Source organism: Clostridium niameyense, assembly GCF_001243045.1.
GTDB lineage: Bacteria > Bacillota > Clostridia > Clostridiales > Clostridiaceae > Clostridium_F > Clostridium_F niameyense.
This window is the reverse complement of the sequence record NZ_LN849007.1, coordinates 1159183-1170348: the sequence shown is the minus strand read 5'-3', so window position 1 is coordinate 1170348 and position 11166 is coordinate 1159183. Positions and strand designations below refer to the sequence as shown.

Below are 11166 nucleotides of genomic sequence, written 5' to 3'. Positions count from 1 at the left end.
TGTAAATTTTTTAGTGTATATTTATATATATAATATATAGAGGTGTGAATATTTATGTCCTTAACTATGGGTGAAAAAATTAGAATACTATTAAGGCGAAAAAAAATAACCATATCAGACTTAGCTAATATGGTTGGTACTTCCCGTCAAAATTTAACTAATAAATTGAATCGTGATAACTTTTCAGAGCAGGAATTAATTGAAATTGCTACAGCACTTAGCTGCAAATTTGAAGGATTTTTTATGTTTGATGATGGAGAAAAAATCTAGTTATAAAAAGGCTATGAATTTTTAAACATATTTTATAGCCTTTTTATAAACTTATTTTAAATATCATAAAACATTCTTAATTACATATTTGGATACAAATCCAATTCCTTTAAGCATATCATAATTTTTCTGCAATCTTTTCTTAAGTTCAAATGTATCTTCAAAATCATCTCCTATAATTTTAATTATATATTCAACGTCTCTTTCATACACACCTAAATCAAGTAACATTTTCTTTTGTTTTGAAGTTGAAAAATAAAGATATTCAATTGTATTAATTACTTTATTATTTAAAACATCTATTGTAGACTTATTACTTACTTCTAGTTCCATAAAATATTTAATTAATATCACTTTTGTATAAAAATTATGTTCAATATAACTCATTTTCATATTTATTGTAGTTGATATTATATTATTTATATCTTTACTTTTAAAGTATATTTTAGTCTTGTCAACTATTGTTTTAATTTTAGGTCTACTTCTATTTAAAAGACTATTTATAATATTTGCTCTATATTTATCATTCTTTCCCTCAGCAACATAATACAAATGCTTAATTAGATTTAATCTACCATGTCTTTTATTGTTTAAAAATACTAATAACTCTTGTGAAATTTCATACTTTTTTTCTTTATATCTGTAATAAATTGATTTCACAGTTTCAAACCTATGCTTACTTCCTATATTGGCAAGATAGTCATCTATAGTAATTCCCAATTCTTCAAGAAAAACGATTACATCCGGATGTTCACTTATATTGCCTTTTTGAATGTCTATATCTTTACTTTCATCTGTAAGCTCAAACTTTATACTTTTTATTGCATCAATCTTATTATATTCTGGATCAGTTGGTGCTTTTAAATAGTATGCAGTTCCTACAAAGTGTTTATTAAGTCTTCCTGTTCTGCCAACCAAATTATAGAAATCGAAAGCTGAAAAATCTGCATTATTATCATTTCTATTCGACATTCTAGATGGTTTTGTAATTATTATACTTTCAGCTGTAGTATTTACCCCCTCCAGCAAAGTTGATGTACATAACAATCTGTTGAAATTTGAGCTACTTTCATAGAAATCTAATTGAAACATTCTTGTACCAATTGGTATCTGCCCATTGTGTATAAGATAGCCTCTCTCCATTGCCTTTATAACACACCAATCCTCATGAATTTCATCTCTTGCCCACTCTAAAAAATATTTTACATATTCATCAATATCATTAATAATAGGTTCTTTAGAAACAAATTCATTTACGTATTTATATATTCCTGTTACAGTAGGAAAATAAATTAATGTCTTTTGATCTTTTATAACTTCTTTTAATAAACGTTGACACTCCATATATCTGTCTTCATGTCTTAATATATTAATAGTTTTAACATCATTTACAACTGGAGAATATAACGTATTGTAAAAAACCGGCTTTTTGTCTAGTTTTTCTATATCTTCTACCGCTTTAATGAAAGGTGCCAATAAAACATATTTTTTAGCTTTTTGTGCTAAATGATAATATGCCATATTCAAGACTAAAACCCTATCATTTTTTTCATCACTTTCAAGTTTATATACTTCATCAATAACTAAAAAGTCAATTTGCTCAATCATTTTATATGCGCTTTCTTGAACAACTCTGTCGTGAGTGATAACAAATATATTTTTTTTCTCAAAATCGTAGTTCTTTTCTTCATCAATGTGTGTATGAATTTTATATTTTGAAAACAATTTATGATACTTTTTTATTATTTTTTTAATATATTCTTCTATTAAAGCTAAAGTTGGAACAATTAGAACAATATTATTAGGAATATAACGGGCTATATATTCAAAGACACAAAACGTTTTTCCAAAGCTTGTTGGTGCACTAACTATTAATGCATCATTTTCTTTTATTTTTTCAATAATTTCAATTTGTTCTGGATGCAGGGACACTTCGTCATCAAGCTGTGATTTTGCAAAAGCAGAATAAATGATTGAATCCAACGTATAATCATTAGAATAAACAGTTAAATCTAACGCAAATAAATTATCAGCAAGTTCTCTTGCTTTTTGGGTTGGATTTAATGACTCAGATAATGATCGTATATAAAACTCTCTTAATTTTGGTGGATCAACACTATTTTGATTTAGCTTCATAGTCTGACATCCTTTCCGCTATAGCTTGAGTAAATACTCCAATCATCTTACTTTTATTTATAATTGGCAAAGAAACAATTATATAACTTGTATTCAATCCTAAAATATTTTTTCTTTTTATCTTACTTAGTTTTTTAAATATATCATCAGGTATTTTATCCTCACCATGAGCTATAAAAATAGGTATTCCAATATTTTTCACACCTGCTTTTTTAATAAAATCTTCAACTGAAAGACTCAATTCTATAGTATCAGCATAGATTTCACCAAATATACCCATATTATTTTTTAAAAATCTATTACTTAGCATTAATACAAATTCATCTCTAACCTGCTGCTCATAAGTTTTTAAAGATTCATTAATTAAGCCAGTTCCATTTGATAATGATTTACTTAGTTTTGATTCTCCTAAAAGAATCATGTCGTTTTCACGAGAGTAAAATAATGTATCAATACCATAAACGTTCATATTAGGATCTGTAGTTAAAATCACTTTAGGAATTATGCAATCAAATTTAAAATACTCTGATAATAAATTACAGAATATGTATTCACCTATCTTTCCCATCTTATCCAATCTTACTTTAAGGTATCCATCACCAGAATCATGAATTTCATATTCTTCCTTTAGAATTCTTATAACTTCACTTTCTATTTCTGATGGAATTCTTTCAATATTATAATCATCAATATATAATCTCAAGAGTTTAAATAATGTAACATAATTCCTTATAGTAGGTTCAAATTTTAAATTCATTTTATTTTCAGCATATCTTAACAATCTGCTTTCATCAAAAAAATATTCAAATAACCCTTTATAGAAATTATACGAATCATTTAAATCAATATGTAAAAATGTCCTTTGTTCATTATATGTAAATACTTTAAATTCATTGAATGTTTGCATTTTTGTAGAAATCATTGTTGATCCTTTCCAGTTTAAACTAATATACTTTATAAAGATTTATAATATTATATTATTCTACATTCTACATAAAGCCTTATATTCCTTTATTCTACATTCTAATTTATAATCTTTATTTCATTTAATGACATATTCACACAATCAATATTAAATTCTCACTCTACCATATAAAATCATTAACAGCCTATTTATTTCTAAAATCATAACTATTTGTGTTAAAGTTATAAAAGTTTACAAAGTGAGTAAATTTAATGATTAGCAATCTTTGCAACGTATTCCTACTACACACCTAACTTCATTATATTTTGCTAATATATAAAAAACAGACTAAATCAGTGAAACCCTTATGTTTTCAAGGTTTACTAACTTAGTCTTAGTATAACAGCCTCATCTATAATAATATATTCAAATTCATATGGATTAAATTTATCTAAATTATTGTTCATAGATTGAATAGTGGAAAATAAATAATCTACATTTTCCTCCTTCTTACTGCCTGTTAACAATCCTGTGGTTTTATCTTTATTTTTAACAAGTCTTTTGAAAGTATTTTCAGCTCCTTTTAAAATATCTTCCCTATGTACTAAAAATAACATTTTTTTAGGACTAAAGCTCATAACATCAAAAGCAGACATATAGGTTTTTCCTGTACCAGTAGCTGCAATAACTAAAGCTTTATCTTCCCCTAGGGACCTAAGTCTTTTTAAATTATTAATAGCTCTACTTTGCATATAGTTAGGTCTTATTATTTCATAGTTTTTAAATTCTAAAGTCTTCTTTTCTGTTTTTCTGATTTCCTTTATAAAATTATTATAATTATTTAAAAACTCATCATCTACAAAAGAGGTATTTTCCCATAACTTTAGATATTCATAAATAACTTCAAAAGAAAAGTTGTTTTCTTTTTTAGATATTACCTTAACATTCCACTCAACATTACTTTTTAAAGCACGTTGGGTTATATTAGAAGATCCTATAATTATTTTATATTCATCTTTATTTTCAAAAATGTAAGCCTTAGTATGAAAGCCCTTCTCCTTATTGGCAATAAAAATTTTTAAGTCTATATTGTTAAACTCTTTTATTCTTTTTAAAGCTTTAGGTTCAGTAAAATTTAAATATGTAGAGGTTATAATTCTTCCTTTTATATTTCTTTTCTCTAACTCTTTAAAACTATCCAATAACAGTTGTAAACCACTGAAATTAATAAATGCTACGCTAAAATAAAATTTATCACATTCACTTAAACACTTTTTTAATTCAGTTAGAAGATTGTCTCTTTCAGAATTAGTTATAAGACTTTTATCTACTAAAAATTTATTATTTTCTATATCTTTACTTTTAATTTGTAACGTATCAAATTCCTTATAAGGAATTAAAAGCATTTCTTCATTATTTGTAACCATAAATACTAAACTCCTAAAATTATATTCTAATATAATTTTAGCAGCTTATATAAATAAAAACTATTGTTATAATGGAATTTTTTGCATTGAATTATCTTTAACAATTTTCAAATTTAATCTATTTAACAAATTTAGTTTTTATATGTTATTATTATTTTATAAAGTTTTAAATTTAAAATATCAATGTTGTATTAAACGAAACTAATAAGGGGAGGCTTTAACAAATGAAATTTTGGAGAAAATACACTCAAAAAGAAATGGATGAAAAAATAACTAAATCTTTAGAGAGAACTTTAAATTATGATGATACTAAAACTATAGGGATACCAGGAACAAAATTAGATGATAATGTTTTTTATGATGATCATAGTTTTATAAAACACTCACCTTATCTAAGAACATTTATACAAAATCCAAACCATATAGGATGTCATACATATGATAAAGCAGATATATTATTCGGAGGAACCTTTGATATAGAAAGGGAACTTATTCAACTATTAGCCATAGATGTTCTTAATGGACAGGATGAAGAGTTTGATGGATATATAGCTCAAGGAGGAACAGAAGCTAATATACAAGCTATGTGGGTTTATAGAAATTACTTTAAAAAAGAAAAAAAAGCAAAACATGAAGAGATAGCTATAATCACATCTGCTGACACTCATTATTCTGCCTATAAGGGATCTGATTTACTAAATATAGATATAATAAAAGTTCCAATAGATTTTCATACTCGTAAAATCCAAAGAGATACTTTAGATAGCATTGTAAAAGAAGCTAAAAAAATGGGAAAGAAATACTTTATAGTAATATCTAATATGGGAACAACAATGTTTGGTTCAGTAGATAATCCAGATTTATATGCTAGCATTTTTGATAAATATGATTTAGAATATAAAATTCATGTTGACGGGGCTTTTGGTGGATTTATATATCCTATAGATAATAAAGAATGTAAAGCAGATTTTTCTAATAAAAATGTAAGTTCTATCACATTAGATGGTCACAAAATGTTACAGACACCTTATGGTACGGGAATTTTTGTATGTAGAAAAAATTTAATACATAATACCCTTACAGAAGAAGCAACTTATATAGAAAATTTAGATGTTACAATAAGCGGTAGTCGTTCAGGTGCTAATGCTGTAGCTATATGGATGCTACTTGCAAGCTATGGACCTTACGGTTGGGAAGAAAAAATAACCAAACTAAGAAATAGAACTAAGTGGCTATGTGAGCAATTAGATGATATTGGAATTAAATATTATAAAGAAGACTATATGAACATAGTAACTATAGAAGAACAATATGTTAATAAAGAAATAGCAGAAAAATACTTCTTGGTACCAGAAGTTCATAACGATACAAATAAATGGTATAAGATTGTTATTATGGAGCATGTTGATTTAGATATACTACATTCTTTGGTATGTGATTTGAAAAATTCAAATAGTAATTATTTAAGTGATATATAACTATATAACTATATTACTACATAAAATCCTAGTAGCTATTAAAATAACTACTGGGATTTGTTTTATCATTAATTTAAAAATTTCTAAAAGTATAAATTTTTCTTAATTATTTTAATCAAATTTATATTAACATAAATCTAATTATTCAATGCATTTTAATCATTGGTATAGTTTTCCTTATGGTTTTGTGCTATAATTTTATGGAAACGAATACTAATTGAAGGGGGATCAATATAATGAAAATATCTGAAAGACTTACAAAATTAAGAACCTTGATGGCAGAAAAAAATATTGATATGTATATCGTACCTACTGCTGATTTTCATCAAAGCGAGTATGTAGGAGAACATTTCAAAGCTAGAAAGTATATAACTGGTTTTTCCGGTTCTGCAGGAACTGCTGTTATAACTAAGAATCATGCAGGACTTTGGACAGATGGAAGATATTTTCTTCAAGCTGGAAAACAACTACAAGGAACTACTATAGATTTATTTAAAATGGGTGAACCAGGTGTTCCAACTATAGAAGAATATATCGAAAAAACACTTCCTAATAAGGGAACCCTTGGATTTGATGGAAGAGTTGTTTCTATGGTTGATGGACAATCTTATGAAAAAATATTAGAACATAAAGACGCTATTATTAATTATGACTGCGATTTAATTAATGACATTTGGGAAGATCGTCCACCTCTTTCTGAAGAACCAGCTTTTAATCTTGATGTAAAATACGCTGGAGAATCAACTGCTTCTAAATTAAAACGTATTAGAGAAGAAATGAAAAAAGCAGGTGCAAATGTACATGTAATTACATCTTTAGATGATATTGCATGGGTTTTAAATATTCGTGGAAATGATATTGAATTTTTCCCACTAGTTTTAAGCTATGCTATAATTACAATGGATAAAGTACATCTATTCATTAATGAAAATAAATTAAATGATGAAATTAAAGCAAATCTTAATGAAAATAACGTAATATTACATCCATATAACGAAATATACGAAGCAGTTAAGAAATTTGAAGCTTCTGATGTAGTATTAGTGGATCCAATCAGAGTTAATTATGCATTATATAATAATATTCCAAAGAATGTTAGAAAGATAGAAAAACAAAACCCATCTGTTTTATTTAAAGCTATAAAAAATCCAATTGAAATTGAAAATATTAAAAAAGCTCAAATAAAAGATGGTGTAGCTCATACTAAATTTATGTATTGGCTTAAACATAACATAGGTAAAGAAGTTATTACAGAAATAAGTGCTTCTAATAAGTTAGATGAATTCCGTGCAGAACAAGGTGGATTTATTCGTCCAAGCTTTGAACCTATTTCTTCATTTGGAGAACATGCTGCCATAGTACACTATGCTCCAACTCCTGAAACAGATATAGAATTAAAAGAAGGTTCTTTATTCTTAACAGATACAGGTGCTGGTTTCTATGAAGGTTCTACAGATATTACAAGAACTTATGCATTAGGAGAAGTACCACAAATAATGAAAGACCACTTTACTATAACTGTTAACAGTAATATGCACCTTGCACATGGAAGATTCCTTTATGGTTGCACTGGTATGAATTTGGACATCCTTGCACGTGCTCCATTCTGGAATAGAAACTTAAACTTTAATCATGGTACAGGCCACGGTGTTGGATACTTAATGAATATACATGAAGCACCAACTGGATTCAGATGGCAATATCGCCCAAATGAATGTCATCCTTTTGAAGTAGGTATGGTTATAACTGATGAGCCAGGAATTTATATAGCTGGATCACACGGAATCCGTATCGAAAATGAACTTCTTGTATGTGAAGGAGAAAAGAATGAATATGGTCAATTCATGTACTTTGAACCAATTAGTTTTGTGCCAATAGATTTAGATGCAATAAATCCTGACATTATGACTATAGAAGAAAAGAACTGGTTAAATGAATACCACGAAAAAGTATATGAAAAAATTTCTCCATACCTAAATGCAGATGAAAAAGAATGGTTAAAAGAATATACTAGAGCAATTTAATGAAGTATATATAAATTAATAATTCTATGCAAACCGCTAAATAGGCTCCCAATGTTTTCAATAAACATTGGAAGCCTATTTAAATTATATAACCTAATTAACAAGGATATTGAGGTTATTATTTAACTATATTTTTATAACCTGTATAGGTAACACAAAAATACCCACCATATACTACAAATAATATAAATAATGTTATTAAAGATCCTGTGCCTATATTAGTTCCATACATTTCTAAAAAATTATTAATGACGTTCATACCTACTATAGAATGAACTACAGCTAATACAAGAGGTATAGAAAAGTATATAAATACTTGAACAAGTATAGCTTTATTAATCATTTTTTTAGGCGTACCTATTTTTTTTAGAATATTATATCTCTCTATACTATCACTTGCTTCTGACAATTGTTGAAGTGCTAATACTGCTGCACTAGATATTAAGAATATAATTCCTAAATATATTGCAATATATATTATTAATGTAGTTGATCCCTTGTTTTCTTCATAAAGTTCTTTTTTAGTATCAAAAGATATATCTTTTAACTCTTTATCTTTTCTAAAATTTGAAAAAATCTTTGCAACTTTCTTTTCAGATTTTTCTTTATTATGTCCTATATAGTTTATATTAATATAGGCTCCAAAAACTTCTTTTCCTTCTAAAAATTTATCATTTACTACTATAGTAAATATATTATCTGCTATACCCCTATTAGCAGTAGAATTTGTTATTAACTTTTTATTTTTTATATTAAATATTTTATTGTCTATTCTTAGAGTTTTTTTACTTGTTAGTAATTTTTTAGTTGCAGGAATTAAAGATTTAAAATTAGATGTTACTAAAACTTCATCTTTTGTTAATTCTACAGGTTTTTGTCCGTTTAATTCTCTTAATTTATTATATTCTGATATTTTTATAGCATTTATCTTATTAAATTGGAGCATATTAAACTGTTTTCTAACATTTGAATCAGTATATTCATATAAAGTATTTTTATAATCAAAATCTACCATATATTGTGTATAATAAGCATACTTTTCATCTTTAGTACTCTTTAGATCTAGTTTATCTAAAACAGACTTTGGAGTTTTTACTCCATGTATAGTTATAGTAGCATCAAAAGGAGTTGTCTCTTTTAAACTTTGCTCTAAAGCGTTTTTAAAACCTATACCTGTAGATAGTATAGAAATTGTTAAAAACAACATAAGACAAATAACTGTCATAGATATAAAATTAGTGTTTATTTTACTACTTATTTGTCTTGTAACAAATATATTTAAATTCTTAAAGTATAATTTTTTGCTATTTTGAATCATACTTATTATAAACTCTGAAAATCCAAAGAAAAAGAAAAATGTACCTAAGCATCCTAATAATATTGATATTAAAGTTCTACTATCTTTGGGATCTAACATTGACTTATTAATAAGATAATAAGCTACAATTAAGGATATAATTCCAAAGGTAAATATCATGACAGAAAAAATAGGATTTTTAACCTTAAATTTTTCGTTCTTTTTTGCTGCATTTAAAAGATCTATTAATTTGTATTTCGAAATAATTACTGTATTAAAGATCATAACCAGTAGAAATATGATGCCAAAATATAAAATGCTTTTTTGAATTGCTAAAGGAGATACTAAAAATTTATATTCACTCATCCCAACTTGAAATAACTTAGCCGTAAATACAGATAATCCTTGAGATAATGTAATACCTAATACCAATCCTGCAATTAAAGATACAATTCCTATTAAAAAAGTTTCTAAAAATAATATTTTAGATATCTTATTTTTTCCCATTCCTAAAACCATATATATACCTAATTCTTTTTTTCTTCTTTTCACTAAGAAATTATTAGCATATATAATTAATCCACCTAATATTACTGATACAAAAATTGAAATATAGCCCATAGCATTTTCCATGACTTTTACATACTGAGCTTGATTTTTATTTAACTTTAACATTGCTTGCTGTGCACCTATAGAATTAAAAGTATAAAATATGCATACTGCAAAAGTTAATGTTAAAAAGTATATAGCATAATCTTTAAAACTTCTCTTTACATTTCTTGAGGCTATTTTAGAATACATCGCCAGAATCACCTCCTAGAAGTGTTACAACTTCAATAATCTTATTAAAAAACTCTTTTCTTGAATCATTTCCTCTTACTAATTCATTAAATATCCTACCATCCTTTATAAATAGGATTCTATGAGCATAGCTTGCTGTAAAGGCATCATGGGTTACCATTAATATAGTAGCTTTTAAAGCATCATTTAATTTTTCAAAAGAATCTAGAAGTAGTCTAGAAGATTTGGAATCCAAAGCTCCTGTAGGCTCATCTGCTAATATTAATGAAGGATTAGTAACTATAGCTCTTGCTGATGCTACCCTTTGTTTTTGTCCACCTGACATTTGATATGGATATTTATTTAAGATTTTCTCAATACCAAGATTTAATGCTGTATCTTTTATTAAACTATCTATTTCACTAGATCTTCTACCCTGTATAGTTAAAGATAATGCTATATTTTCATAAGCTGTTAGGGTATCTAATAGATTAAAATCTTGAAATATAAAACCTAATTCATCCCTTCTAAACTTCTCTAAATTTTTAGATTTTAGTTTTGTAATATTATGACCATTTATTATTATACGTCCAGTAGTTACATTATCTATAGTTGAAATACAATTAAGTAATGTAGTTTTACCACTTCCTGAAGGTCCCATTATGCCAACAAACTCTCCCTTAGTAACATTAAAGCTAATATTATCAATTGCTTTTGTTATATTATCTTTACTTCCATAATACTTTTCAATTTTTTCTACACTTAATATTCTCTCCATATGTTTTCCTCCTAAAATTATCTTATGTGTGTATTATATATTGAATTTTAATAAACACATATTTAAATACCT

8 protein-coding genes are annotated in these 11166 nt (G+C 26.2%); 3 read left to right on the top strand and 5 right to left on the bottom strand.

All coding sequences use genetic code 11. The annotated features are described in order from the left end of the window. Window positions 1-54 precede the first annotated feature (54 nt). A complete protein-coding gene (locus BN1711_RS06580) occupies window positions 55-270 on the top strand; it encodes a helix-turn-helix transcriptional regulator (protein ID WP_050607374.1) in 216 nt (71 codons plus the stop codon). A gap of 63 nt (window positions 271-333) precedes the next feature. Here the strand turns inward: BN1711_RS06580 and BN1711_RS06575 are convergent, their stop codons facing one another. From BN1711_RS06575 to BN1711_RS06565, 3 genes are all read right to left on the bottom strand, one after another. Then, on the bottom strand, window positions 334-2406 hold the full coding sequence (locus tag BN1711_RS06575; RefSeq protein WP_050607373.1) for a DEAD/DEAH box helicase: 2073 nt from the start codon (window positions 2404-2406) through the stop codon (window positions 334-336). Continuing rightward, the gene (locus BN1711_RS06570) at window positions 2387-3328 is read right to left on the bottom strand and encodes a Hachiman antiphage defense system protein HamA (RefSeq protein ID WP_050607372.1); all 942 of its coding nucleotides are present in this window, start codon (window positions 3326-3328) and stop codon (window positions 2387-2389) included. The genes BN1711_RS06575 and BN1711_RS06570 overlap by 20 nt, the downstream gene beginning before the upstream one ends. A gap of 365 nt (window positions 3329-3693) precedes the next feature. Continuing rightward, window positions 3694-4737 (bottom strand): DEAD/DEAH box helicase family protein, encoded by a 1044-nt coding sequence (locus BN1711_RS06565; protein WP_082174073.1) that lies wholly within the window; start codon window positions 4735-4737, stop codon window positions 3694-3696. Window positions 4738-4961: 224 nt separating this feature from the next. Here BN1711_RS06565 and BN1711_RS06560 point away from each other — a divergent pair, with 224 nt between their 5' ends. Then, on the top strand, window positions 4962-6215 hold the full coding sequence (locus tag BN1711_RS06560; protein WP_050607371.1) for a pyridoxal phosphate-dependent decarboxylase family protein: 1254 nt from the start codon (window positions 4962-4964) through the stop codon (window positions 6213-6215). Between the two features lie 236 nt (window positions 6216-6451). Then, entirely contained in the window at window positions 6452-8239 is a 1788-nt protein-coding gene (locus tag BN1711_RS06555) for an aminopeptidase P family N-terminal domain-containing protein (protein WP_050607370.1), read from the top strand. A gap of 118 nt (window positions 8240-8357) precedes the next feature. On the opposite strand, the gene BN1711_RS06550 is transcribed toward BN1711_RS06555, so the two are convergent. Both BN1711_RS06550 and BN1711_RS06545 read right to left on the bottom strand, forming a co-directional pair. Further along, complete coding sequence (locus tag BN1711_RS06550) at window positions 8358-10337, bottom strand: ABC transporter permease (protein ID WP_050607369.1); 1980 nt, start codon at window positions 10335-10337, stop codon at window positions 8358-8360. Continuing rightward, entirely contained in the window at window positions 10327-11094 is a 768-nt protein-coding gene (locus BN1711_RS06545; RefSeq protein WP_050607368.1) for an ABC transporter ATP-binding protein, read from the bottom strand. The genes BN1711_RS06550 and BN1711_RS06545 overlap by 11 nt, the downstream gene beginning before the upstream one ends. Window positions 11095-11166: the final 72 nt, after the last annotated feature.

What these genes read in the sequence shown, in the direction of transcription:
- BN1711_RS06555 (WP_050607370.1), top strand. Translation starts at nt 6,452, where the DNA reads ATGAAAATATCTGAAAGACTTACAAAATTAAGAACCTTGATGGCAGAA.
- BN1711_RS06545 (WP_050607368.1), bottom strand. Translation starts at nt 11,094, where the DNA reads ATGGAGAGAATATTAAGTGTAGAAAAAATTGAAAAGTATTATGGAAGT.
- BN1711_RS06550 (WP_050607369.1), bottom strand. Translation starts at nt 10,337, where the DNA reads ATGTATTCTAAAATAGCCTCAAGAAATGTAAAGAGAAGTTTTAAAGAT.
- BN1711_RS06565 (WP_082174073.1), bottom strand. Translation starts at nt 4,737, where the DNA reads ATGGTTACAAATAATGAAGAAATGCTTTTAATTCCTTATAAGGAATTT.
- BN1711_RS06560 (WP_050607371.1), top strand. Translation starts at nt 4,962, where the DNA reads ATGAAATTTTGGAGAAAATACACTCAAAAAGAAATGGATGAAAAAATA.
- BN1711_RS06570 (WP_050607372.1), bottom strand. Translation starts at nt 3,328, where the DNA reads ATGATTTCTACAAAAATGCAAACATTCAATGAATTTAAAGTATTTACA.
- BN1711_RS06575 (WP_050607373.1), bottom strand. Translation starts at nt 2,406, where the DNA reads ATGAAGCTAAATCAAAATAGTGTTGATCCACCAAAATTAAGAGAGTTT.
- BN1711_RS06580 (WP_050607374.1), top strand. Translation starts at nt 55, where the DNA reads ATGTCCTTAACTATGGGTGAAAAAATTAGAATACTATTAAGGCGAAAA.